Origin of the sequence: Chimaeribacter californicus, from assembly GCF_002858675.1 — a bacterium.
Classification (GTDB): domain Bacteria; phylum Pseudomonadota; class Gammaproteobacteria; order Enterobacterales; family Enterobacteriaceae; genus Chimaeribacter; species Chimaeribacter californicus.
On record NZ_PJZF01000003.1, the window covers coordinates 318,114 to 344,038 of the forward strand.

The following is a 25,925-nucleotide window of genomic DNA, read 5'->3' on the forward strand; positions in this document are numbered from 1 at the left end:
GCCGCAAGTGCGGCCCTTTTTTTATGGCTGCGAGGCCACCCACTGCTGCACCTGATGGCGCGGGATTTTAATCCCGCCCTGCTTCAGGCTCTCCGGCAAGGAATAATAGGCCACCGGCCACTGAAAACGCGGCACCTGCCCCGCCAGCCAGTGCGTCAGGGCCTCCGGCTGCAACGTCCCGGTGGTTTCCAGCACCGCCACCGGCCGCTGGCCAAACTGCACATCCTCCACCGGCACCACGAACACCTGCGTCACCTGTGGATGGCGCGCCAGTATCCGCTCAATCTCTTCCGGCTGAATGCCTTCGCCGCCGCTGAAAAACAGGTTGTCGAGGCGGCCGAGGATGCGTAACTCCCCCGCCTCCATCACGCCGCGATCGCGGCTGTGGTACCAGCCTTCGTTATCCGCCAGCGGGTGCAGTACCCCGTCACGCCAGTACCCCGCCGCCTGCCCCGGCGCGCGGATCAGCACCTCTTCTTTCACTACCTTGATTTCACACCCCGCCAGCGGCTGCCCGACGCCCGGTTGCGCATCGGCACGTTTGGCGCAGACGGTTGAGGCCATCTCCGTCATGCCGTAGCCGCACCAGCAGCGGATGCCCGCCTGTTCCGCCCGGCTGGTGAGCGCCGTGGGGATGGCCGCGCCGCCCAGCAGCACCGCGCGCAATGTCCCCGGCACGCAGCCCTGTTCCAGCAGCCGCCAGAGCTGGGTCGGCACCAGTGACGCATGGGTGCAGCCCGCCAGCGCCTCAGCCAGCGGCAGCTGCGGCCTGACCGCCAGCGCTGCCCCGGCCCGCAGCCAGCGCCAGACAATCCCCTGGCCGGAGACGTGAAACAGCGGCAGCGAGAGCAGCCAGCAGGCGTCTGCCGGGAAAGGGATCAGCGCCAGCACGCCCGCCGCGCTGGCAAGGTGCGCCGCGATGCTGTGCGCCGCCGCTTTCGGCAGCCCGCTGGAACCGGAAGTCAGCGTCAACGTCGCCAGCCGGGACGGCACAAACGCCACCGGCGCACAGCCGCCCGGCGGTAACGCCTGAACAGGCGGATAAAGCGGCGGCACGTCGCAGGTGACCGGCTCCGCGTGCTCGCGCAGGAAGGCCAGGGTCAGGCCGGGCAGCAACCGCGCCAGCAGCGCGGCCGGGAGTTGCGGGTTAAGCACCAGCACCCGCGCCCCGCACTGGATCAGCGCCAGATAATCGAGCAGCAGCGCGAGGCTGTTTTTGCCGCGCAGCGCCACGCCGCACCCTGCCTGCACGCCCTGCGCCTGATAATGCGCGGCACGCCTGTCCAGTTCAGCGGTGAGTTGCCGCCAGGTATAGCGCTCCTCTTCGCCGTGCAACGCCGGCTGATCGGGCCGCTGCCGCGCCCAGTGCTGCCACGGCCACGTCGTCAGCATGACCAGACCACCTGAAGATCGGCGGCGTGCCGCAGCGGCAGCGCACTGCCCGGCCACGGGCGCACCAGTTGCGCCGCCATCAAGGGCAGCGTATCCAGCCCCGGCGCGGTGCCGGGCGTCAGCCAGGCGGCCAGCCGCGCCAGTTGAGTCAGCCCCAGGCTGCTCTCCACCGACGAACTGATCACCACCGCCAGCCCGGCGGACTGCGCCTCCCGGATGCGCGCCTGCACCTGCGCCAGGCTGCCCATCAGCATCGGCTTTATCACCAGCGCCGCCAGGCCGGGTTCGGCCTCTACCTGAAAGCCATCATCACGCACGGTTTCATCCCAGGCGAGCGGGATGCCGCTCTCCTGCGCAAACGCGCGTGATGCCTGCGGTGTGCGGCACGGCTCCTCCAGAAACGCTATACGCTTGCGCAACGCCGGGGCCACGTAGCGGGCGAACTGGCGCGCTTTTTCCGGCGTCCAGCTGCGGTTGGCATCCAGCCGCAAGTGCAGATCGGGCAGTGCTTCCAGCAGCAGCGTCACCAGCATGCCGTCACGCACCGCCTCATACAGCCCGACCTTCATCTTCGCCAGTTTCTGCCCCGCCAGCCGGGCAAACAGCGCATCCGGGTCGCCGTGGCATAACGGCACCGTGGTGAAATCAGCGGCCACCGGCAGCGCGCCGGTGAGCTCAGCCAGCGCGATGCTCAGCCCCCAGTCCACGGACGGCACCCCGCTCGCGGTGAACTCACCGCCCGCCTGCCACACCGCCAGCCCGGCCTGCACCGCCGCCTGCGCCTCCGGCAATGTTTCATGGCTGAAGCCCGGCAGCGGGGCCACTTCGCCCCAGCCTTCGGCCGCGCCGTGGCGCAGCTGCACCAGCAACCCGTCGCGCTCCGCGACGTGCCGGTCACGCAGCACGGTGCCCGGCACCAGCGGCAAGCAGTAATGGTAAAGGGTCGCGCTGCGCATCACGGGTTCCGGGTAAATTTGCTGAAGTCCGGCGCGCGTTTCTGGTTGAAGGCGTTGCGCCCCTCCTGCCCCTCTTCCGTCATGTAGAACAACATGGTGGCGTTGCCCGCCAGCTCCTGCAACCCGGCCTGCCCGTCACAATCCGCATTCAGCGCCGCCTTCAGGCAGCGCAGCGCCATCGGGCTGTTTTGCAGCATCTCCCGGCACCAGCGCACGGTTTCACGTTCCAGCTCTGCCAGCGACACCACATGGTTCACCAGCCCCATCTCCAGCGCCTCGGCCGCGCCATACTGGCGGCAGAGGAACCAGATTTCACGCGCCTTTTTCTGGCCGACGATGCGCGCCATATAGGACGCGCCCCAGCCGCCGTCAAAAGAGCCGACCTTCGGCCCGGTCTGGCCGAACACGGCATTCTCCGCCGCCAGCGTCAGGTCACACATCATGTGCAGCACGTGGCCGCCGCCAATTGCGTAGCCCGCCACCATCGCCACCACCGGCTTCGGGCAGGTGCGGATCTGGCGCTGGAAATCGAGCACGTTGAGGTGATGCGTACCGGCTTCATCGCGGTAGCCGCCGTAGTCACCACGCACTTTCTGGTCGCCGCCGGCGCAGAAGGCTTTTTCACCTTCGCCGGTCAGGATAATAGTGCCGATGCGGTCGTCATGGCGCGCATCGTCCAGCGCCCGCATCATCTCTTTCACCGTTTGCGGCCGGAACGCGTTGCGCACCTGCGGGCGGTTAATGGTGATTTTCGCGATGCCGTCCAGGGTTTTGTGGTAACGGATGTCGTCAAAACCGGTGCTGCAATCCTGCCAGTCAACCGGGGCGTACAGGGCGTTTTCATCGGGAGCGATCATATTTATTCCTTGGTTAACAGCGGATAAGGGATAACAGGCGGTGGGCGAAGGCATCGGGGTGTGCGTGATGCACATTGTGCCCGCCCGGCAGCAGCGACAGCGGCAACCCGCGCGCGTCAGCCAGTGACCGGAAGCGGGCATCCTGCTCACCGCAGAGGTAATAAAAGGGGTGGCGCCACCGTTGCAGCGCGGCATCCAGCGGCGGCTGGTGGCCAAGCGAGGTCGCCAGCAGCATCTGGGCGATGCCGGCGGGCTGATTGTGGCTGCGCAGTGCAATGAGCGCCTGTCGCTGCGGGCCGGTCAATTCAGCAAACAGTGGCTGGTGATACCAGTCCGCCAGCACCTGCGGCAGCGGCTGTTGCAGGAAACGTTGCGCCCAGTGGCGATCGCTCTCCAGCCGCGCCTGCCGTTCCGCCGGATGCAGCAAGCCGGGGTGGCTGCCCTCCACCACCAGCCCACACAGCCCGGCGGGCTGCCGGGCGGCGTGGTACATCGCCACACGGCCGCCCAGCGAGTAGCCAATCAGCCAGTAGCGTTCAATATTCTGCTGGCGCAACACGGCCGCCAGCTGGTGGTCCAGCGCGGCAAAGCCGGAGGCGCTGACGGCGGCGGAATCCCCATGCCCCGGCAGGTCAACCGTCAGGCAGGGCCAGTCACCGCACCGGGCCAGCACCGGCTGCCATTCACTGCCGCGCCCCAGCAAACCATGCAGGAACACCAGCCAGGGGCGGCGCCGATCGCCGGAAAGCGCGGGATACGCACAACAGGCCAGGCTCATTTCGCGCCCGCCTGTTGCAACTGCTGCAACATTTTTGCCCCGGCATCCGGCGCGGTACAGACTTCAATCAAGGTGGTGCCCTGCCAGCACCACGCCTCTTGCACTGCGGCCTCCAGTTCATGCCACTCTGCCGGGCTGGCATAACGCAGGCCAAACATCGCGGCCGCCGGTTTAAACGAGACCTGTTGCGGCATGCAGTAAAACTGCTCGCGCTCGGCTTCCGGCGTCGGCAGCAGCGAGAAGATGCGCCCGCCGTTATTATTGACCAGCAGGATCACCAACGGCGCAGGCGTATAGCGCAGCAGCGCCAGCGCGTTCAGGTCATACAGCGCGGAGAGATCGCCCAGCAGCAGCAGCGTTGGTTTGCCGGTAGCGCGCTGCACCCCGGCGGCGGTGGAGATCAGGCCGTCAATGCCGCTGGCTCCCCGGTTGCCGAACACCGGGTAACCGGCGGGCAGTTGTGCCAGCGCATCCACCAGCCGCACAATCAGGCTGTTGCCGATAAAGAGTTGCCCGTGCGCCGGCAGCAGCGCCGGTAGCCGGTGCGCCAGCATCGCCTCACCGAAGGTTTTAACTTCACGCGTGACCCGCTGCTGCGCCTGCGCGGCGCAGGCGGCCAGCACCGGTGCCCAGGGCTGACGCGCCAGCGGCGGATGCTGCGCCAGCCATGCCATGACCGGTGCCACAATACGGCGGCCGCGATGGTGCGCCGGGTCACGCCGCCCCGGTTGTGCCTCAATCAGCCACCAGCGCGGCGGCAGGGCGCTGTCCTGCCATTGCAGCAGCCGTTTGCCGGTCAGGCTGCTGCCGAACTGCACCACCAGCTCCGCTTCGGCCAGCGTGGCCCTGGCCTCCGGCGTAGCGAGCCACAGCTCCGCGCAAGGCAGCGGCTGGCCGGTCTGTGATTGCACATCCGCCAGCAGCGGCCAGCCCAGCGCCGCCGCCCAGCGCGCCACGGCCTCGCCTTCCTGCGCGCTCAGCCGCCCGGCCACCACCACGCCCCGCGCCTGTTGCCAGTGCGCCCAGTCGGGCTCCGGCATCACGTGATTCACGTCCGGCTGGGCGAGCCAGGGTTCACGCCCTGCCCACCAGTCGCCCAGCGCTGCCGACCAGGCCTGATGCGCGCCGTCCTCGCTGCCATATAGCGGCTCGGCAAACGGGCAGTTCAGGTGCAGCGCGCCACCGGTCAGCGACGCCATGGCGTTATCAACGGCTGACACCAGCCAGGCCGCCGGGATAGCCGGGGTTGGGCGCGGCAGGTTGAGCACCGCCGCAGGGTGCGCGCCGAACATCCCCTCCTGCCGGATCGCCTGATTCGCGCCGCACGCCAGCAGCTCCGGTGGGCGATCCGCCGTCAGCATCACCAGCCGCTCGCCGCTCAGCCCGGCCTCAATCAACGCCGGGTAGAGGTTGGCGGCCGCCGTGCCGGAGGTGACGATCACTGCCACCGGCTGCCCGCTGCCTTTCGCCAGCCCCAGAGCCAGATGCCCCAGCCCGCGCTCGTCAAAATGGGTATGGCACTGCAGCCGGGGATGGGCGGCAGCGGCCAGGGTTAACGGGGTAGAACGCGATCCGGGCGCAATACAGACATGCTGGATATGATGGCGGCTCAGCGCCTCAAGGAGTAAGGTCGCCCAGCGGCGATTAAATTCACTGGTTAACATCTGAAGCCTATGCAACGTGCGGAGAAGAGGGGCAGTGATGCACGGCAACCGATGCCGTGCGGGGGGAAGTATATTTTTTTTCAATGAATCGATTATTGATTTGAACCGGGTAAAGCGGCTATTGGGCGGCGGGGTCTTGTAACAAGGTGCGTAGCCCGGCGGCTTTGTTCTCTATCTCCTGCCACTCCTGCGCCGGGTCAGAGCCAGCCACAATGCCCGCCCCGGCGTAGAGGTGCACCTGATTGCCCTCCAGCCACGCGGCACGCAGTGATACGGCGAACTCCGACTGGCTGCGGGAGAGGTAACCCGCCGACCCGGCATACCAGCAGCGCGCGAACGGCTCATGGCCGAGGATAAACCGCCGGGCGGGCTGGCGCGGCAGCCCGGCCACCGCCGCCGTGGGTTGCAGCCGCGCCAGGCATACCGCATCATCGGCGGCGCGCAACTGGCCGTGGATGCCGCGCCGCAAGTGCTGCACGTTGCGCAGGCGCACAATTTCCGGCGGCATCACATCCAGCCCGTGCGCCGCACCCTGTAGCTGCCGGCAGATGTCATCCACCACCAGCCAGTTTTCACGCTGGTTTTTCTCACTCTTCATCAGCCAGTCTGCCAGCGCGGCCGCCTGGCTGTCGTCGTCATGGCCTGCTACCGTCCCGGCCAGTGCCTCGGTGGTGAGCTGATCCCCCTGCCGCAGGAACAGCCGCTCCGGGCTGGCGCTGAGAAAGGCCGAGGTGGGCGAGAATGCCATCAAAAAGTGATAACAGTGATGGTTGACCTTCTGGCTGGCCGCCAGCATCCGCCAGGCATCCACCGGCTGGCTGAAGGTCAGCACGGTTTTGCGCGCCAGCACCACTTTCTCCATCGCGCCATCAGCAATCGCGGCCAGCGCGCGCTCCAGCATCGCCTCCCACCCTGCTTCATCCGGCTGGTGGCAGGCGTGGGTCAGCGTGAGGTGCAGCGGCAGTAATGGCGAAGCGGGCTGAAGCTGTTGCAGGAACGCGGCGGCACGGGCCAGATCGCCCTGTAAGGCGTGCGGGTCTGACAGGTTGAGGGTCAGTGTCAGGGTGTTGGCCTGCTGGTGTAAGGTCAGGCGCGGCACAAACAAGCAGGCCTGCTGCGCCCCGCCCGGCTGGGGCAGCGCGTCAAAGGCATTCAGTCCCCAGACGCGCAGCCGCTCGGCCCCGTCCATGTGGTGCTGTAAAAACTGCCCCGCCTGCTCCGGGTCGGTAAATTGGGCCACCTGGCCACACACCGCCACGGTTTCGTTGCCGTCACGCGGTTGCCAGTAAAACTTCGGGAAATGCGGCTGTGCCGCCAGCCACGCCGGCAACGGCAGGGGTTGCGGACTATAGAAGGTCAAAATCAGCTGCCTGACGCCGGTGGCATGGCAGATCGCCTCATCCTGTAAAGCCTGTTCAACCGCCGACATCAACTGTTGGAGACATCCGGAAAGTATCGTCACCGCAACCTCAATAACCAAAGATAAAGTAGGGGATTATACGTAGCCTGCGTGAGAAAAAAACCGTCTGTCATCTGCTGCCCCGGCCCGCAGCCACAAAAAAGGGTGCACCTGAGTGCACCCTGTCAGTGTCCGGACTGCCTGTCGCTGGCGGCCCTGCATTATGCCTTAACGGCGGATCAGCAGGCCGATGATAAGCCCGGCAGCGGCCCCTGCCCCTACTGCATGCCACGGTTTTTCATGCACGTAGCTGTCGGCGGTGCAGGCAGCCTGCTTGGCCTTGTAGTAGTAGGCATCTGACTTTTCGCTCAAGCGCTTTTTAACCTGATGCAGCGCTTCTTCTGCGCGGTGTTTGATCTCAATGTATTTCTGATCAGATTTGTCTCCGGAGGAGGCCAGCACCTCTTCCAGGGTTTCTGACAGCATTTTCAGATCATCATCCAGAGAGGTCTTGGAGTCTTCCTGGAACTCAGCCTGTTTTGGCTGTTGCTGCTGATTTTGTTTCGGCTGTTTTGGCTGTTGTGGTTCCGTGGTGTCTACCATGCGTGTCTCCTTGGTTTTGTAGGACTTGTGTATTAACCATAGTCACTTTTTCACCGTTTTGCAGGGTGACACTGTTTGTTTTTGTGAAGCATCAGCAGTTTAAGAACCTTCTTAAGCAGGGCTGCGCCTGTCGAAAGCCCACCGGCTGCGTCGTTACCGGGGTTTGGCCGCCGGTTGACGGCATGCTTTGGTTTTCTTTGCACGCGCGGCCAGCCACAGCCCGCTGTTTTTCATCGCATAGCTAAACACCAGCCCGAGCAGCAGTGAAGGCAGCACCAGCCGCCAGTTGCCCTGCGCGGCAAACATGGCGCAAGCCCCGATAAAGGTGCCCGGCACAAAGGCGAGCCAGCGGTTTGCGGCCTGCACACACATCAGGAACGACACCACGCCGGTCATCAGGTAGCCGAGCAGCGTCCATTCCGGTTGCAGCGCGGTGCCGTCCATGATCACCTGCGCCCAGAATACGCCGCTGAGGGTGGTCAGCCCGGCGATCGCCAGCCCACGCAGGCCGCCCTGCGGGCAGGCAAAATAGGCGGTACAGCCCAAAAACCCGGCCCAGCCCAACAGCCCGAGGCTGACGGCCACCCAGCCCCACAGGCCGGAGAGAACGCCGGTGGTCAGTGCAAGAGAGAGGAGAAGGTTCATCAGTTACCTGCCGCAGAGAAAAGCGCGCAGTGTACGCGAACAGCGGGAAATAAGTGAGATATTGATCACAGAAAATTATGTACCATTTGTCATTGTTCATCAAAAATGTGACTTAAATCACTAAATATCATTCAGGTTACCTATAGTCATAATCAATTGCATACCTGATATCAGATTTATTTGACCTCAAATTATTTCACCTTCCTTTTTCACTGATTTAATTAACATAAAGACCATGACTAACAAGCATTATGCTTGAAATAAAGGTTGCCCCAAAATAACCACCCTAATAAAATCCGCCTTGCAATAAAAATTATAATCATCAGAAAAATAAAATATGGAAAAACAATACGGGCTATCAATGCATTATTTAAAAAAGAAGACATTTAAACGCCGATTTTTATCTAAAGAGAAACTATTCGTTTACCTTATCACCACAATACTTATTACATTTATGATGTATTTGTCATGGGCTATCAAAATCTCAAGGAGCACTATTCTATTCAGCTCATTCCCTCAGCTTACCTGGATTCTTACCATCTCTGCGCTTGGTGGGCTGCCTTTTGCATGGCGCGCCTGCTGCAGAAGACCGATTGGAGAGACACCAAAGTATATTTTCCAGACGTACTTTAGTGGCTTCTCATTATTCTTACTTCTAAGCCTCAATGCCTTTGAGGTGTATGTTTATCTTTTCCCAGATAAAATAATAAGTTACGTCACCGATTATGATGTAACTTTCCCCGGCCCACCACGAGGAAGATCAGGCCGCTGTAAAGCGGGGTTATTAATAAAAGATTTGCACACCTCACGCTGGATTGAACTTTGCTCTTCTAAAGAGGCGCTTAAGATAAGTGATAAACGTAAACAGGGCATGGATGGCATGTGGATTACAACCAAAGTCAACGAGCTTGGCACCTATATTGTGAAGTACGAATTCACTTATAAATAAACCTTGCATCGTGTGTTTTAATCCTGCTTACAGATTTCTTAAACAGAATCATAATCGCTTCCTGAATGCAATACTGGAGACATATTGATGAAGAGAAGGCGCGCCAGGGTATTTTTCTTTTAATTTACCATAGGTCTTTATTGACCTTTTAATCTGAGGCCAATATAATCTTCCAAAAGATTTGTTTTCATTCGAAGATTTATTATCATCTGGAATAAATACTTATCTGGCGTTTTCTCTCTATGTCTGATTTTGGTAAAAATCTTGCGAATCTCCGTAAACAGCGCACGCTAACTCAGCTTGAGCTTGCAAATTTGTTAGACGTACAGCCGCGTATGGTTGGCCGTTGGGAACAGGGGGCATCCCGGCCTCACTTCGATTACGTCGTTAAATTAGCGCAGTTCTTTGAAGTCTCGATTGATTATCTTGTGTTTGGCGAACAAGGGCAGAAGCTTCCCGCTTTTGAGATTCGGAATAAAAGATTAATGGAGCTTTGTAAGCAGGTAGATGCGCTCCATAAAGAAGATCAGGAAGTAATTTGTCACTTTCTGGAACTGGCGATAAAACAGAACAGGTCAACATAGCTGAGTAAATGATTTTTTTACGCAGACTGACGGTGTCTCACCACCGTCAGCCCGCTAACCACAACAACTAGTTAGGAGTAGTTATTATGGCTGAGCAGGATTTTAAGTCAGAAGCAGTCACAACTGAAGCAAAACCATCAAAGCCCCATTTTTATACGGTGGGTTACCGCCCCAACGGCGGGCTGCCTAATCCGCTGCCGCAACTGACAATTAAAGGCCGGTGGCTGGCACAGGCAGGTTTTCGTACCGGGCAGCCGGTGATTGTGACAGTTGAAAATGGGTGTCTGATGATCAGGGCTGAGTTGAACATCTGAGGCTGAAAAGTAAAATCCCGGCGTTGAGGCCGGGATTTTAGCTGGGAGCGTCTACTTATCAGGATCTACAGGAGACTTTTTCTTGCGAGCTTCGTACTCATCAATTTTAGCAAAAGCCCACGAACCAAAACCAGCCGCTAATCCGGCAACTCCGCTCATTTTGGTTAAATCAAAAATCCCTTTAATTGTAAAACCAATAGGCTTCATGTTTATTAAAAAAACAACTATATCAATAAGTACACCTAAGCAAAAAAAACACCCCCAACAATAAAGTACATTCAAAATAAAAATTAAAAATGTATGCATCCTCCTCATAAATCATTCCTCTGCAATAATATCTTTCACCTTCTTATTAAAATATTCAAAAACTGAATGCACTACTAATATCCCCAATAAATCCTGAGGCTTTCCCTGCATAAGGCTCAAGCAGACCTGTCGCATATTTACCAAGACCTCCACCAATCGCTCCGCCAAATGCAGCCCCGGCCTGTCAATTCATATCCAGACCATCTGAGCACCATGCGCCCCCATATTAACTCCTATGTTTTCCGGAATATTCCTCCCAGGTGACAGCATTCCACCGGCAAACGCCGCTGCGCTGCTTTTGTAATTCCAGCTTTCATTTTCATTACCGGGCTTGTTTAAATTATCCCGCTGAAAGTAGGCGTTGGCGCCCTCTGAGATGACGCCGCCGGTAACCATTTTTGTAAACGATGTGGCAGGCCCTAAATAAACGCCCCACCTATCATCAGCCCGTCCTCATACCCTTCAACAATTGCCTTCGCGATATTCGCACCGTCCGGTAAGTCGCCTTTTGCCATTTCGGCGGAGAGCGCTCCTTTCCTATGTTCACAATATGGTTATAACTAATTTGGTGGTTTTTTAAGATCAGAATTCTTACTCATTTTAAGTAATTTAATAACATGAGAAATGACCATGTATAGCCAACCAAATATCCCGGCAATCAACGACAATATCGCAATTCGCCTTACCTCTTCTAAAGAGAAATTGAAGTACCCTAGTTTTAAGTACGACAAGATAGCTATGCACCCTCTAAAAAAAAACGCAAGAGTCATAAAAGAAAAGCAGCAGTAAAAAAGCAAGACAACCAATCCTATAATAGTATTTTTCTTCATTTCACTTCTCATTCTCTTTTGATTTAATCAAATCCTTACCTGCCTTATTAATAGACTCATAAGTAAGAGCAGAACCTAAATCATAAAATAAATCTGGGACGGCAACTTTTTTTATATATTTATCTACTAAAATCGGAGCATATTTTCCTACACCACCGCCACCTAACGCCCCTACCCCAGAAATTGCCATATTGGTTATATTTGGCCCATCAGTAAACATCGTTGACCCTATCGCTATGCCGGTGTTTGCCCAAATACCACGCCCCGGGGCAAGTCCGCCCGTTGTTATGGCGGCTGTGGTGCTCCAGTAATCATAAGATTTATTAGCATTTCCCGGCTGACTTAGATCATAGAATTGGAACGCGCTGTTCATACCCCCGCCAATAACTGCACCTGCTGTGATTTGCTCCAGTGCAGCTGCCGGGCCTAAATAAAACGCCCCACCTATCATCAGCCCATCCTCATACCCTTCAACAATTGCCTTCGCGATATTCGCACCGTCCGGTAAGTCGCCTTTTGCCATCTCGGCGGAGAGCGCGATCTTTTCCTGTAGCGTCAGCCCGTCGAGGGCATTGCCCTGTTCATCCACCTGATTATCGGTGTTTGTCCAGAGCGAGACCTGCGCATTAATGACTGATTGCATACCCTGATCGAAGAGGTTGTACTCAGTTATTTCTAATTACATTCATAAACCATATACCAACTCCACCAATGACACCGCTTACTGCTCCAACTTTTAGGCTAATAACCAAAATATCTTTATAAGGTATACTCCCCCCCCCATAAATATCAATAATTAAAGCCATAATAAACCTAATAGAAAACGACATAATAAACATCAAAAACCCGCCAGCAAAAACCATATAGATTAAAAAATAAATGCCAAATCTCATTCTTTAGACCCTTTTTTAATGATTTCAATAAATTTAGGCCCACCTTGGGCAGTCGATTCCGTCGTAACTGCTGATCCTATATTTGCCCAAATTGCTGGGTTATTATCTAACTGCATTGGCTTCGTAATTCCCATATCTACATCAATCCATTCATAGTTTTTCCAGTTCTGTGGAACTATTTTATCCCAAGGGTTTTTGATAACATATTTCCCACCTAAATAACCCAAGCCTGCTCCGGCCGCTCCCCATCCCGCGCCCGTCAGTGGGTCGTCACCTTTAATATAATTCGACGTCGCACCTCCGGTCGCATTCCAGCCGACAGTTCCCCAAAACCCTGTATTTGCGGTTAGCGCTCCGACATAACCTGCAATTAACACATCATCTGGGTTAACTTTTCCGCTAATCACATATTGAATTGCCGCATTCGCGCTGGCCCCAATCGCGCTGGTCGTCATCGCTGCTTCCGGTAATAACGGCCATGCCAGCGCCGTTCCCATGGCTGCTGTCATGGTCTGGCAGGACACCGGCGTTCCGCCGCTACAGGCTTCTTTGATAGCAGCCTGTTTGTCCGCTTCAAACTTCGCGATCGTCCCCGGTTTTTCACTTTCAATGGCGGCAAGGACTCTAAGGGAATTATTCTCCGCCTCGTTCTTCGCCGCCTTACCCCCATCCACGGCCGCGGCCACATCCCCCCCTGCCAGACCGCCTGCGAGCCCGCCTGCCAGGGTGCTCAGCGCCGCTATGGTCTGTTTCTCCTGTTCGGTGAGGTCATCAAGGCTGCGGTCACCGTAAAGCTGCGCTTTGATATACGCTGCTCCGGCGGCGGAAACCCCCGCGCCTGCGGCTCCGGCCAGTGCGTTGCCGCCCTGAAGCTCTGCGCTGACTGCGCCCAGCACCACATGCGCCATAATCCGGCTCTCTTCTGTTGGGGCCAGCAGCTTCACCTGCTCCGCCAGATAGGGTGCAGCACCCCCTGCCAGCGCGGCTTTCAGGTCACCGCCTGCCAGACCCTGCAGGGCGGACGTGGCGGCCTGAATGCCCTGCTGCAGGGCGCTGCCGGTGCCGTATTGCGCCCCGGCGGCTTTGTAACTGCCGGTGTTCGCCACCGCCGCATTATAGGCCGCCCAGTCCTCTTCAGAGGCACCGGCACCCGGCTTGACCCGGCCCTGCGCCGCCAGCTCCTTCCGGCCCGCCTCCGTGGCGTTGATGCTGCCCTGTGTCCGGGCAATATCCGCCACCTGATTGCCTATCTCGCTAATCAGCTGCGCTTCCTCTATCCGCCGCTGCTCCCGCTCCTTATCAAATATCGGGTCAAGCGAGCCGCCCGTCTGCGCCGTGTCACGCCGTAAGTCGCGGACGTCCTGCTGTTGGCTCTCCGTGTCCCGGATTATCAGGCTGCCGTCACTGATGGCGGCGTAAGTCGTGGAGGCTGCCCGGCCGTCGTTGTTGATGCCTACCGGCAACCCGTTCGCCATATTGCCTGCAAAACCGCCGCCGATACTGCCGCCGCTGCTGAGGCCAAAACTCTGGTGCTCCACCTCAAAGTCCGCATGATTGGTGATGTCACTGAACCCCAGCGTCGTGGTCTCCAGCCGGTTGAGCGCCGCTGCGGCCGTGGAGGCAATCACCGCCCCGTCGAGCTGCGTATGCCTGCCTACGGTGAGGTCAACGCCGCCTGCCCCGGCGAATATCCCGGTCTGCTCCGCTACTGAGGCGTAGTCACTGGTCAGGGTGTCGCGGCTCAGGCTCATCCCGCCCGAGGCGCTCATTGAGCCGTAGGTAAAGGTGCCGCCCGCACCGGCGCTCTGCTGTTTGCTGTCGTAACGCTCGGTGTCCTGTGTGCTGATAAGACTCAGGTTGCGCCCGATGTCGGCGGTTACCGACGCGCCGCTCACCTGCGCCCCGGCCAGGGTCGCGTCCCGCCCGCTTATCAGCGTCACCTGGTCACCGGCTGTTATCCGGCTCTCGCTGTAGCTCAGGCTGTCGCTGTTCTCATGACCTTTACTGATATTGCCGCTGGCTGAGAACGTGATCCCCCAGCCCGACTCCCCTACCCCAATCCCTACCCCGGTGGTCACGCCGCTGCTACTGTTGGTGCTGCGTGTCTGCTGCATCTCCTCCGTGGCGCTCAGGAGGATGTCACGCCCTGCTGCCAGCCCCAGGTCGCCGCCTGCCGTCAGTGTGCTGCCCGCCACCACGATGTCGCCCTCGCGGGCAATGATGTTCAGGCCGTTGCCTGCGCTGAGGCTGCTGCCCTGGTGGCTGAGGGCGTCCAGCGTGCTCTCGCGTGTTGACTGCTGGTTGCCGTAAGAGAGACTGATGCCGATGCTGTTACTGCCCTCGCCCCCGCCGCCGCTCTGGGTTGCCTGTACCGCCTGTGCCCCGTTCAGCGCCGCCTCTATCCCTTTGAGGGTCTTCATGCGCGAATCGCTTTCCACCGCTGCCTGCTGGCTCGCGGCTACCGCACTGTTGAGTGCCGCCCCCGCGTCACCGGAGAGCGCCAGCGTCAGCCCCTCCTGCTTCGTCTCATAAGTTTCGCGTTCGCTCAGCCGCTGTGCGGCCGCGCTGATGGTCACGTTTTTACCGGCGAGCGTGATGTCATTCGCGCCTATCACCTCTGAGCCATGTACCGTCAGGCCGTTACCAGCCAGCAGCGAGACATCCCCCGTCAGGCTGCCGATAACGCTGCCGCGCACGCTGTTGCTGTTGCTGTCGGTAGTGGCGGTCTGCTCCTGCATGCCGTAGCTGACGCCCACGCCGCCGGTGCCGGAGAAGCCGGTTTTGGTCTCCTGTTGCATATGCACTTCGTTATTGCGCTCTTGCGCGGCGGTCACCAGCAGGTCATTGCCCGCGGCCAGCATCACGTCTCGGGTGCCGACCACGTCGCTGCCGCGCAGGGTCAGGTCATGGCCTGCCTGCATCGTCACGCTGTCACCGCTCAGCAGGCTGCCCTGCGCACGGGTGCTGTCCAGTGTGGTGTGCGTCTCCCGGCTCTCGCCGGAGAAGACCCCGTCACGCGTGGTTTTGGTGTGCTCGTCCATCTGCACGCGGCGTTCACCGCTGGTCACGGTCAGGTCGTGGCCTGCCAGCAGGCCCAGCGCCCCACCGGCGGTGAGCGCGGCGGCCTGCGCGCTCAGGTCATGCCCGGCCGCCAGCGTCAGTGACCCGGCGGTTGAGAGTTCACTGCCGACCGCCTGAGACGAAGACTGATGCAGCCAGTTGTCATCATCGAAGGTCAGGTCGTCACGCCGGGCGGTGGTGACGCTGTTGAGCGTCAGGTCATGCCCCGCCTGCAGCAGGGTGCTGCCCGTTTGCGCACTGTTGGTGACCTGCGCGGCCGTGAGCGTCAGATCCCGCCCTGCCTGCATCACCAGCGTGCCGTCGCCCCCGGTGACGGTGAAACCGGCGACGCGATCCAGGGTGGTGCGGGCGAGTGCGCCGTCCGCACTCTCTGCACTGCGGGTGCCGGTGATGGCGGTGATGTCGCGGCCCGCTGTGGCGATCAGCGCGCTGTTGCCGGTCAGCGTGCCGCCGAGGTTGGTGATGTCGGTGCGCGCCTGCAACGCCAGGGTATCGCCCTGAAGGAGGCCGCCATGGTTGGTGATGTTCTCCGCCATCAGTTGCGCCGTGCCGCCCGCCCGGATCTGGCCGCTGTTGTTCAGGTCACCGCTCAGGTTAATGCCGACGTTGCGCCCCGCCAGCAGCGCGCCGCTGCCGTCCAGGTCACCCGGCTGCACCCGCGCGTACACCTGCGGCACCAGCACCTCACTGCGGCTGCCGTCCGGCAGCGTCACGCTCTGCGCCACCAGCCAGACCATGTCCTGGGTGAGCAGGCTCATCTGCTCTGCGGTGAGGGCGATCCCCGGCGTCAGGTTGTATTGCTGACCAAAGGCGATGCCCGCCTCCATCAGTGCCCGGTACTGCTCTTCGTCGCTGCTGTAGTTGCCGAGGTAGCGCTGCCCGGTCATCGCCACGACCTGCTCGCGGATCAGGCGCTGCTCGTAGTAGCCGTCGCCCAGTCGTTTAAGCAGGGTGTCCGGGTCGCTGTTCAGCGCCGCCAGCATATAGTCCGAGCCGAGCCACTGCTTCTGGTTGGTGAAGCGCGGATCGGTCTCCACCAGATAACCGCCCTGCGCGGCGGGGTTGATGCGGAACAGGCTGTTATCCGGCAGGGTGGTGTTGGGGCCGATCATTCTGACCACGGCGGCGCCGGGTTCGCCGTTCACCTGCCCGGCGGCCGGCACCTCAAAGGTTTTGCCGGTCGGCAGCTGCACGCCGTCACCGAGCGCCTGAAACACAGGGCCGCTGATGGCCGACGCATCGGGCGCGGTCACGCTGTGGGCGGCGCGTTCATCAATCGTCAGGCCGCTGCCCCCGCCCTGTGCATGATCCTGAATTTTGCCCGGCGTCAGGGTGATCGCCTGCTCAGTCACCAGCCGGTAATCTTTGTCCGATTTGCCCTGGCTGTCATGCCCGCTATGTTTCTCGCGGTAGTACTTATGGGTTTCGCCCTCATCGGTGATATGGCGTTCGCCTGCCGTTTCCCGGTTCTCCAGCGTGACCGCGTTGATCAGCAGGTCACGCCCGGCCACGATCCGGCTGTTGTCATTGAGCACCCGGTTGCTGTTAATCGCGAGGTTGCCGCCCGCGATGATGTTGCCGGGGTCGCTCTGGGTGATGCGCGTCTCCTCTACCGTGCGGGTGTAGTCGTAGTGATACCAGGTGTCGTTGGTGCCCTCTTTCTGATGCGGGTAGTCCGGCGTGTAGAGGTAGGTGACTTCATTCTTTTTGAACGACACCTCCTCTGGCCCGTAGCGGGTCGGCGTGCCGGAGACCTGATACTCATCAATGTGCTGCTGGGAGACCTCCACCCATTCGGTCTCCAGATGGTCATTGATGTTGTTGAGATCCATGACGCTGAGCCACATGTCGCCTGCAGACTCAAGGGTGGCGCTGTGGTTGTTTAACGCACCGGCGCTGCCGGTGGCCACGCCGTTTTCATCCAGGCTGCCGCCCAGTGCCAGGTCGCCGTCACTGTAGATCAGCGCATGGTCGAGATTGTTCAGGGTGCCGACGCCCAGATCGAGCCGCTGGCGGGCAGCGAGGGTGGCCGCTGTGCCCTGTTGCGCCAGATTGTTCAGCGTCCCGGCCTGAATGCCGAGCACATCACCGTAGAGGCGGCCGGTGCCGAGGTTATTAAGGGTCGTGGCCTCCACATGGGTAAAGTAGCCATCAATCAGGCCGTAATTGGTGAGATCCTGCTGTACCGTAATCTGCGTTGCCCCGGCGCTGATTTCACCGGGCTGCTGGTTGGTGAGGTTGGCCGCGTTCAGGGTCAGCGTTTCCTCGGCCTGAATCAGGGCTGCATTAGTGATGTTGCTGCCGGTCAGCGTCAGATCGCCGTTGGCCTGAAGCGCGCCCTGGTTGGTGAAATCGTTCAGCACGTCCAGCATCAGGTCACTCACCGCCTGCACCGCCCCGGCCTGGTTATCGAATCGCTGGGTATGGGCCGTCAGGTTGCCCTGTGCCGCTATCAGCCCGTCACGATTGTCGAGTAAAGCGGTAGTCAGGCTGAGGTCACTGCCGCTGATAACGTCGCCAGAGGTGTTGCTCAGGGTGTCGCTGGTGAGAACCAACACCCCGGTAGCACTGATCAGGCCGTCTCGGTTGTCGATTTCCTCTGATGTTGCCCACGCAAGCGCCCCGCCGGATTGAATCGCGCCCTGCTGGTTGTCCACCCTGCCGGTAACCGCATCAATGCCGGAGAGCCCCGCGATCAACCCCTCATGGTTATGCACATCCTGGCTTTGAAGCGTCAGCTGACCGTCAGTGATCACCGCGCCCTGCTGGTTCTCCAGCGTGCCGGTGCGCAGGGTGAGATCCCCCTGGCTGGTGATGCCGCCCGTTGCGCCGCTGTGGTTGTTGCTGAGCGTCTGGCCGTGGGTATCCAGCGTTAATGTGCCGCCGCTCTGGATCAGGCCGCCGTCATCGTTTTGCAGCGCGCCGCTGTTGAGGGTGAGCGCGCCCAGCGCACCAATCTGCCCGCTGCGGTTGTCCAGCGCTGCCGTGGTCAGCACGGCATTGGTGCCGCCGAGGATCAGCCCCGCCGCGTTATTCAGATCCTGCATTGTGAGGGCCAACGCCTCCCCGGCGCTGAGGGTGCCTGCACGGTTATCGGTAATGCCTGCGGTGAGTGTCAGGCCGCCCTGTGCGCCAATCTGCCCTTGCTGATTGTGCAGATCGCCGCTGGTCAGGTTGAGATCCTGCGCGCTGATCAGGCCCAGCGTATTGTCGAGGTCGCCGGTGACCAGCGTCATTTCTCCCAGCGCAATCAGCCCGCCCTGTTCGCTGTTCTCCCGGTTGATCAACGCCTGCCCGTGGGTGTCGAGCCACACATCCTGCCCGGCCTGCACCAGCCCGGCGCGGTTATCCAGCTCACCGCTTTGGACAACCAGATCGCCGTCGGCAGCCAGGATGCCGTTGCGGTTATCCAGCGCGCCCTGTTGCAGGTTCAGTGCGGTGGTGGTGGCGTTAATCAGTCCCTGCTGGTTGTTCAGCCCGTCACTGTTGAGCGTCAGCGCCTGGGCGGCGCTTATTTGCCCTTCGGCGTTGTTGAGGCGGGTATGGCTGGTAAGTTGCGCGCTGCCGCCTGCTGCGCTGAGCGTGCCCTGGCTGTTGTCGATGTGGTGTGCGGTCAGTGACAGATCCTGCCCGGCTGCCAGTGTGCCGTGCTGGTTGTTCACTGTGCCGCTGCTGTGGAGGTTCAGGCTGCCGCTTTCTGCTGCCAGCACCCGGCCCTGGTGGTTGTCGATGTCGCCACCGCTCAACGTCAGCGGGCCATTAGCGGCCAGCGTGCCCGCCTGATTGTCGAGCAGCCCGCCCACCTTGATCGACAGCGCCTCGCTGCCGATCATCTCGCCCCGCTGATGGCTCAGCGATCCGGCGGTGACCTCAATGCGTTGCGCACCGGTTAATGCCTCATCCAGCACCAGCCGGTCACCGCGCAGGTCGAGCGCGCCATTGCTGATCATCTGCCCCTGTGTGCCGTTAAGTTGTATGGCGTCGAGGGTAAGTGCGCCCGCGCCCACATGATGCAGCGTGCCCTGGTGGTTGTTGAACAGTGAGGTAGTGAGCGTCAGGTCGTGGCTGTTGGCGGCAATCGTGCCCTGTTCATTATCGATGCCGCCCTGATGGCGCAGGGTCAGCGCATCGTTGCCGAGCTGGCTCAGGCTGCCCTGCCGGTTGGAGAGCTGGTGGGCGTTGAGTTGCAGCGCCTGCGCCTGAAGCTGGCCGCCGTCGTTGCGGAAGGTCTGTTGGGTGTCGGCACGGAAGGTGGTCGCGGCCTCTACTCTGGCCTGCGCGGTGGAGATGTCGCCGTGGCGGGCGGTAAGCGTGACAGCCTTGCCGTAACTCTGGCTGCCGCTGAGGTCAACCGCGCTGCCGGTCAGGGCCAGGGTGTCACCGGCCAGTGCCGTGCCGTGGCTGGTTAAGGTGCCGTTGCTGTTGACGGTGAGGTTACCGGTCGCGGCCAGTTTGCCGTCCGCCTGCATCCCGGCGGCCAGCGTACCCGCTGCGTGGTTTTCCAGCGTGTTGGTGGTGAGCGTCACATCGCCCGCAGCGGCCATGATGCCCTGATTGGTAAGCGCGCCGCTGGTTTGCACCGCCAGCGCACGGCCGGCGTAGATGGTGCCATGGTTCTCCACCGCACCGGCACTCAGCGCAATGTCACTGCCGTTCAGGTTGCCGCTGTTTTCAAGGCGGCCTGAGGCGGACAGGGTCAGCTCCCCGGCGGCGGCGCCAATCGCCCCGGCGTTATGTACACCCACACCCTGTTCGGTGCCGATCAGCCGGATTTTATTGGCGTACATGCCGCCAAGCTGCGCCACATCAATCGCCACCTGCGGCCGCTGCCCGGTGGGCTGGGTGGCTGAAATGCGGTCATGCGCCGCATCCACCTGATTGCTGCCCGCCGTCACCTTCAGGTTTTGCGCCCAGACCCCGGCGTTCACCTTCACCGAGCGGGCGATGATGTCGGTGTACTCCTGCCCCCGGCTGTCCAGGCCGTTGCCGGTGATGGCAATCTCCCCGCCAGTGACCTGATAGCCGGTCAACTGGCCATCATTGAGCTGCGCCTGGCCGGTGGTCAGGGTAGCGCGGTTGGCATTAATGAAGCCGCATCCATTGCAGGTGATGCCGGCCGGGTTGGCGATCACCACCTGCGCATTCTGCCCGGCGACTTCGATATAGCCGTTAAGCTGGCTCGGATCGCGCGCGTTGACCTCATTCAGGATCACCCTGGCTTCGCCGCGCGCCAGCCACGGGTTGCCGGTGACCAGCCCGCCAAGCTGAGTCTGCGTCGGTGCATGGCTGTTGTTGAGAATGACGCCTTTGTCGTCCACATCAAACCGGCTGAAGGTGTTACGCGACACGCCGCCACGGGTCGGGGTCTGGATATTGACCTGCGGCGTGCCGTTGGCGCTGTTGATAATGGTGGGCTGCTGCCCGGCCGGGGCGTTGCCGTCCGTGACTATTGCCGCCTGCCCCGGCGCCGCCAGCGTGATAACGCCCAATGCCGACCAGAGTGCCAGGCTGAGCGGATGCAGTGAGGGCAGCAGTGACGCCGCCTGCGGCCGGGCCGTGCTGGTGCGCCCCGGTTCCCGCCGGGCGCTTCTGGCGATCTCTGCCACCACCATCAGCATCCCACGGGCTTTGTTGAAAATAATGCGGTAAAAATGGCTGTTCATCGTCTGTTTATCCCACGTCCTTGAAGCCGGTGGCGTGCCTGTTGCACGGCCACCGGGGCGCAATCGTCAATAGTTCCAGTTGAGGTTGAAGCCGAAGGTGGCCGGGTCGGTGCGGAAGTTTGCCGGTCTGGAGAGCGGTACCCCGGCGAACAGGTCATAGCCCACGCCGAACGCGCTGCCGCGCAGCCCCACCACGCCACCGGCGAGATGTTTACCCACCAGCCAGTCGGCAGACGCGCCGCCCACTTCGCCGTAATCAATGCCGAGGTAGAGCTCCTGCGCGGGTAACGGGGTTTTCCAGGCAAGATCGTTGCGCAGATACCAGCCGCGATCGGCGGACAAACTGAGTTCGCCGTCAAAGCCGCGCACCGTCCAGCGGCCGCCCAGGGCGATCTGATCCTGAGGTGTCAGCGCGGCGTCACTTATCTGACGGAAATAGCTGGGGGTGTAACGGAATGGCTGACCAAACAGCGTGAACGGCAGATCCCAGGCGGCGGTGATCTGCACAATTTTTGCCAGCGCGCTGCCCTCGTCGAAATACTCTTCCGGCGCGGGCTGCGCGCCGAACCAGCGGGTGCCGCGTTGTAATGACATCCCGGCATCCAGCGTTGAGGCACCGAAGTAGTGGCGGTGCTGCACGCCGAGCTTCCAGGCGGAGGTGTTGCGCCGCTGCACCTCCACTTCCGCGTCATTAATAAAGTTGCGCGACTGGCGCATCAGCAGGTCATAGCTGAGGGTGGTTTTCTGGTTGGCGTTGCGGTGCAACACGCGGCTGAGGGAGAGGGTGAGGTTTTGGCTGTCGCCGCTGTAGCGATAGTCGCCCTGGTGCCCGGCAACGGTCTGATGGTAGCGGCTGCGGTTGCCGGTCACGCCGAGTGACCAGTAACCGAACGGCAACGAGTAGTGCAGCGTGCCGTTTTCACTGCTCAGCGCGTTGCCCGGTGCCATATCCTGCCCCAGCGACAGATAGAACATATCGCTGAGCGACAACGGGTTATCGAGGTAAAGCGTCATGCCGCCCTGATAGCGGCCGGTGCTCGCACTGCCTGCATCGTCCAGCGACAGGCCCAGCCGCCACATCCGCGACTGCGCCCAGCTCACCTGCAGGTCGCTGGCGCCGGGCACGCTGCCCGGCACAATCTGGATATCCGCCTGCACCGTCGGCAGGCGTTGCAGGTTTTCCAGCCCCTGCTCAATATCACGCAGATCCAACAGCCCTTGTTCGCGGGCGGGCAAGGTGGAATAAGGCTGGATATAGGCAGGCGATGAATGATTAACCGTGATCTTATTTACCCTGCCCGGCACCACCGCCAGCGTTAATTTCCCGCGGGTTAAATCCTGTGACGGTGCCAATACCCGGCTGGTAATAAAGCCGTGTGAAATCATCCTGTTCTGAAGTAATGCCATGAGCTGGGAAATACCACGGCTGCCCAGGCACCGCCCGCGGCCGCTGTCTGCCAGCCGCTGTAACGGTAACCAGCCCGGCAAGGCCTCCCGGCCGGTAAGCTCGACGGTCTCAATGTGAAAACAGGGCGTTTCAGGTGGGAACAGCGTGCCGGTCTCTTGGGGAGTCGCGCTCAGGCGGACGGCGGGCGCAGGCTGTTGGCGTGCCGCTTCCCGGGCTTGCTGTTGTTGTTGCTGGTGGATAAGTTGTTGGCGGCCCGTGGTCAGCGGCAGCGGGCTTTCCGCTGCGGCGGCGCTCCCTGACGTGAGTAATAACAGCACGCCGGGTAATGCCCCCGCTCTTTTTATTCCTTGCATTATTCCCTACCCCTTCTTTAATTGCGGGAACATACAGGGATTCAGCAAGGGCAAAAATTAAGATTTACTACATCCTGATTTCAGAAGAAGTTCACGCTAAGCAGTGAAATAATAAGGAAATAAACCAATACAACGCCATAAAAAAAGCCGCCTTAGAAGGCGGCTCTGTTTTTTATACAGGCTATTACAGCAGCGGCTGCGCGGCCTGAACCAGCGAAATCAGCGGTTGCGGGAAGATACCCAGCAGCAGCACCAGAATCGCGGAGATCAGTACTACCACCCCACCGGCGGTAAACGCCCAGTTGGTCGGCGTGTCGCGTTGCAATTCTGCCGGGGCGTTGAGGTAGAGGCTCACGGTCACGCGCAGGTAGTAGTAGAGGCCAATCGCACTGCCCACCACCACTGCACCGGTCAGCCACCACAGGTGCGCGCTGACACCCATCGCAATCACGAAGAACTTACCGATGAAGCCCAGTGTGACCGGGATACCCGCCAGCGACAGCATCATCACCGTCATCACCGCAGAGAGGATCGGCTTATGCCAGAACAGCCCACGGTAAGAGAACAGGGATTCCGCATCCGGCCCGGTGTAGGGGCTGGACATCAGGCTGACCACCCCGAAGGCACCCAGGCTGCTGAACAGGTAACCCGCCAGGTAGACGCCCACGGTTTCCATCGCCAGCTGGTGCGTCTGCACGGCGATTAATGCCACCAGCAGGTAGCCCAGATGGGCAATGGATGAGTAGCCGAGCAGGCGTTTAATGTTGCTCTGGCTGACCGCCATGATGTTACCGAACAGGATGGAGCAGACCGCGATAATCGCCAGCACGGTACGTACCGCTTCGCTGTCAGTGACCGGCGCATACAGGAACAGGCGCATCACCACTGCGAAAATCGCAATCTTGCTGGCGGTCGCCAGGAAGGTGGAGACCGGTGCCGGCGCCCCCTGATAGACGTCCGGCGTCCAGAGCTGGAACGGTACCAGCGACAGCTTGAAGCCGAGGCCGACAATCATCATGCCCAGGCCCGCCAGCAGCAGCGGCTGATGCAGCATGCTGTCACTCATACTCTTGCCAAGGCCGACGAATGACAGGTCGCCGGAATCTGCGTAGAGCAGCGCCATCCCGAACAGTAGGAAGGAGGAGGCCGCCGCAGAGAGCAGCATGTACTTGATGCTGGCCTCCAGCGAGCGTTTCTGCCGGTAGGCATAGCCAATCAGGCCAAACAGCGGCAGCGAGACCAGCTCAATCCCGAGGAACAGCGAGGCCAGATGGTTGGCGCTGGCCAGCAAAATGCCGCCCATCGCCGCAATCAGCACCAGCAGGTAGAACTCTTCCTTGTTGTCCGGGTAGCCCGCCAGCCACGGGTAGGCAAAGGTGCAGGTCGCCAGGCTGGCCAACAGCACCAGCCCGGTGTACAGCATCGAGTAGCCATCCACACGCAGCAGCGGCGTGACATCCAGCGCGCCGTTTTGCCAGACAAAATAAAGCGACAGCAACGCCAGGTTCAGCCCGATAACCGAAAGAGTCGCGTTGAAAAAGTGGTCGCGTCGCCACGCAATGCACAGCATCACAACCACCACCGTCAATCCGACGATCAATAGTGGTAATAGTGCGATCAGGTGTTGAGGAGTAAATGTCATGGCGAATTACGGCCTTGTTGTTGAAATGGATGGAATCACAGACCCGAACCAGTGCTGCACATTGCTCATCGCCGCATGGGACGTGTCCAGGATTGGCTGCGGATAAATCCCCAGCAACACCAGCAACACCACCAGCAACAGAATGATGAACAGCTCACGCAGCGACATCCCAGGCAGCGGCTGATCGGATTTCGGCGTACCGAAATAGGCACGCTGCAACATAATCAACGAGTAGACCGAGGCAAACACCAGACCAAAGGTTGAGATCACGGTAATCACCGGCACCACACTGAAACTGCCGAACAGAATCATGAATTCGCCGACGAAGTTACCGGTGCCCGGCATCCCCAGCGTAGCGACAGCAAAGAACATCGACAACGCCGGGATGAACTTGATGCGCCCCCAGAGGCCACCCATCAGGCGCATGTCACGGGTATGCAGGCGCTCGTAAAGCTGGCCGCAGATGATGAACAGACCGGCAGCCGAGAGGCCGTGGGCGATCATCTGAATCACGGCACCCTGATAAGCCAGCTGGCTGCCGGTGAAGATGGCAATCAGCACGAAGCCCATGTGTGACACGCTGGTGTAGGCGATCAGGCGTTTGATGTCCGTCTGGGCGAAGGCCATCCAGGCACCGTAGAAGATGCCGATCACGCCGAGCCACATGGCAATCGGCGCGAACTCTGCCGACGCATGCGGGAACAGCGGCAGGCTGAAGCGCAGCAGGCCGTAGGCCGCGGTTTTCAGCAAAATCCCGGCCAGGTCCACGGAACCGGCAGTCGGGGCCTGGCTGTGGGCATCCGGCAACCAGCCGTGCAACGGTACCACCGGCATTTTCACCGCGAAGGCGATGAAGAAGCCCAGCATAAGCAGGTATTCAACGTTATGCGACATCGGCGTGTTCAGCAGCGCTTCGTAGCTGAACGTCCAGACCCCGGTGGCGTTGTAGTGCACAAACACCAACCCGAGGATGGCGATCAGCATCACCAGCCCGCTCGCCTGGGTGTAGATGAAGAACTTGGTCGCCGCCGTGATGCGCGTTTTCCCGTCTGACGCTTTATGCCCCCACAGCGCAATCAGGAAGTACATCGGCACCAACATCATTTCCCAGAAGAAGAAGAACAGGAACATGTCGATGGCGAGGAATACGCCGATCACGCCGCCCAGGATGAACATCAGGTTCAGGTGGAAAAAGCCCTGATAGCGCTCAATCTCACGCCACGAACAGAGCACCGCCAGCACGCCGAGCAGGCCGGTGAGCACCACCATCAGCAGTGACAGGCCATCCAGTGCCAGATGGAATTCAATGCCGAAACGCGGGATCCACGACAGACGGAATTCAGACTGCCATTGCGGAATGCCCTGCGGCACCAGTAAAGAATAACCCCCCTGCAACCAGAGTTGCAGTGACAGTGCCAGCGTCAGCCCCATGGCGATCAGAGCGATCCAGCGCGGTACCTTGCTACCGAAGCGCTCAAACTGCCAACACAGCAGACCGCCGATAAAGGGGATAAGAATTAGCCAAGGTAGTAGCATGGCGTTTGGTGTCCCTTATTTGAATAAACGTGAAACGTGCTGTCCGGCAGGCGGCCAATACCTGGCTCACCT

Annotated in this window: 18 protein-coding genes; 3 read left to right on the top strand and 15 right to left on the bottom strand. The window is 60.3% G+C overall.

Features of this window, described 5'->3' with window-relative positions; translation table 11 throughout:
- Positions 1-21 precede the first annotated feature (21 nt).
- From menE to CYR55_RS06190, 8 genes are all read right to left on the bottom strand, one after another.
- On the bottom strand, positions 22-1,398 hold the full coding sequence (gene menE, locus CYR55_RS06155) for an o-succinylbenzoate--CoA ligase (RefSeq protein WP_420912724.1): 1,377 nt from the start codon (positions 1,396-1,398) through the stop codon (positions 22-24).
- A complete protein-coding gene (gene menC / locus CYR55_RS06160; protein WP_101815267.1) occupies positions 1,386-2,348 on the bottom strand; it encodes an o-succinylbenzoate synthase in 963 nt (320 codons plus the stop codon). The genes menE and menC overlap by 13 nt, the downstream gene beginning before the upstream one ends.
- Positions 2,348-3,205, bottom strand: coding sequence for a 1,4-dihydroxy-2-naphthoyl-CoA synthase (gene menB / locus CYR55_RS06165; protein ID WP_101815268.1), 858 nt, complete (start codon positions 3,203-3,205; stop codon positions 2,348-2,350). The genes menC and menB overlap by 1 nt, the downstream gene beginning before the upstream one ends.
- Before the next feature lie 13 nt (positions 3,206-3,218).
- Positions 3,219-3,983 carry a 2-succinyl-6-hydroxy-2,4-cyclohexadiene-1-carboxylate synthase gene (gene menH / locus CYR55_RS06170; RefSeq protein WP_101815269.1) on the bottom strand — a complete coding sequence of 255 codons (765 nt, stop codon included), beginning with the start codon at positions 3,981-3,983 and terminating at the stop codon, positions 3,219-3,221.
- On the bottom strand, positions 3,980-5,647 hold the full coding sequence (menD, locus tag CYR55_RS06175; RefSeq protein ID WP_101815270.1) for a 2-succinyl-5-enolpyruvyl-6-hydroxy-3-cyclohexene-1-carboxylic-acid synthase: 1,668 nt from the start codon (positions 5,645-5,647) through the stop codon (positions 3,980-3,982). Before menD ends, menH begins: the two co-directional genes overlap by 4 nt.
- A gap of 118 nt (positions 5,648-5,765) precedes the next feature.
- The gene (gene menF / locus CYR55_RS06180) at positions 5,766-7,109 is read right to left on the bottom strand and encodes an isochorismate synthase MenF (RefSeq protein ID WP_241522092.1); all 1,344 of its coding nucleotides are present in this window, start codon (positions 7,107-7,109) and stop codon (positions 5,766-5,768) included.
- 165 nt (positions 7,110-7,274) lie between these two features.
- Entirely contained in the window at positions 7,275-7,649 is a 375-nt protein-coding gene (gene elaB, locus CYR55_RS06185) for a stress response protein ElaB (protein ID WP_101815272.1), read from the bottom strand.
- Between the two features lie 153 nt (positions 7,650-7,802).
- Positions 7,803-8,294 (bottom strand): DUF1097 domain-containing protein, encoded by a 492-nt coding sequence (locus CYR55_RS06190; protein ID WP_101815273.1) that lies wholly within the window; start codon positions 8,292-8,294, stop codon positions 7,803-7,805.
- A gap of 337 nt (positions 8,295-8,631) precedes the next feature.
- Here CYR55_RS06190 and CYR55_RS06195 point away from each other — a divergent pair, with 337 nt between their 5' ends.
- From CYR55_RS06195 to CYR55_RS06205, 3 genes are all read left to right on the top strand, one after another.
- Positions 8,632-9,243 carry a hypothetical protein gene (locus tag CYR55_RS06195; RefSeq protein WP_241522093.1) on the top strand — a complete coding sequence of 204 codons (612 nt, stop codon included), beginning with the start codon at positions 8,632-8,634 and terminating at the stop codon, positions 9,241-9,243.
- 242 nt (positions 9,244-9,485) lie between these two features.
- The gene (locus CYR55_RS06200; protein WP_101815274.1) at positions 9,486-9,827 is read left to right on the top strand and encodes a helix-turn-helix domain-containing protein; all 342 of its coding nucleotides are present in this window, start codon (positions 9,486-9,488) and stop codon (positions 9,825-9,827) included.
- Between the two features lie 86 nt (positions 9,828-9,913).
- Positions 9,914-10,141: a SymE family type I addiction module toxin gene (locus CYR55_RS06205; protein WP_101815275.1), complete on the top strand. Its 228-nt coding sequence runs from the start codon at positions 9,914-9,916 to the stop codon at positions 10,139-10,141.
- 51 nt (positions 10,142-10,192) lie between these two features.
- Here the strand turns inward: CYR55_RS06205 and CYR55_RS06210 are convergent, their stop codons facing one another.
- The 7 genes from CYR55_RS06210 to nuoM all read right to left on the bottom strand — a co-directional run bounded on the left by CYR55_RS06210 (position 10,193) and on the right by nuoM (position 25,853).
- Positions 10,193-10,456 (bottom strand): hypothetical protein, encoded by a 264-nt coding sequence (locus CYR55_RS06210; protein WP_101815276.1) that lies wholly within the window; start codon positions 10,454-10,456, stop codon positions 10,193-10,195.
- Positions 10,457-11,278: 822 nt separating this feature from the next.
- Positions 11,279-11,920: an adhesin gene (locus CYR55_RS06220; protein WP_101815278.1), complete on the bottom strand. Its 642-nt coding sequence runs from the start codon at positions 11,918-11,920 to the stop codon at positions 11,279-11,281.
- A 22-nt stretch (positions 11,921-11,942) separates the two neighbouring features.
- Positions 11,943-12,170, bottom strand: a complete 228-nt coding sequence (locus CYR55_RS06225; protein WP_101815279.1) for a hypothetical protein — start codon at positions 12,168-12,170, stop codon at positions 11,943-11,945.
- The gene (locus CYR55_RS06230) at positions 12,167-20,914 is read right to left on the bottom strand and encodes a two-partner secretion domain-containing protein (RefSeq protein WP_101815280.1); all 8,748 of its coding nucleotides are present in this window, start codon (positions 20,912-20,914) and stop codon (positions 12,167-12,169) included. Before CYR55_RS06230 ends, CYR55_RS06225 begins: the two co-directional genes overlap by 4 nt.
- 66 nt (positions 20,915-20,980) lie before the next feature.
- Complete coding sequence (locus CYR55_RS06235) at positions 20,981-22,675, bottom strand: ShlB/FhaC/HecB family hemolysin secretion/activation protein (protein ID WP_101815281.1); 1,695 nt, start codon at positions 22,673-22,675, stop codon at positions 20,981-20,983.
- A gap of 184 nt (positions 22,676-22,859) precedes the next feature.
- Positions 22,860-24,317: an NADH-quinone oxidoreductase subunit NuoN gene (gene nuoN / locus CYR55_RS06240; protein WP_101815282.1), complete on the bottom strand. Its 1,458-nt coding sequence runs from the start codon at positions 24,315-24,317 to the stop codon at positions 22,860-22,862.
- 6 nt (positions 24,318-24,323) lie between these two features.
- A complete protein-coding gene (nuoM, locus tag CYR55_RS06245; protein WP_101815283.1) occupies positions 24,324-25,853 on the bottom strand; it encodes an NADH-quinone oxidoreductase subunit M in 1,530 nt (509 codons plus the stop codon).
- Positions 25,854-25,925 lie beyond the last annotated feature (72 nt).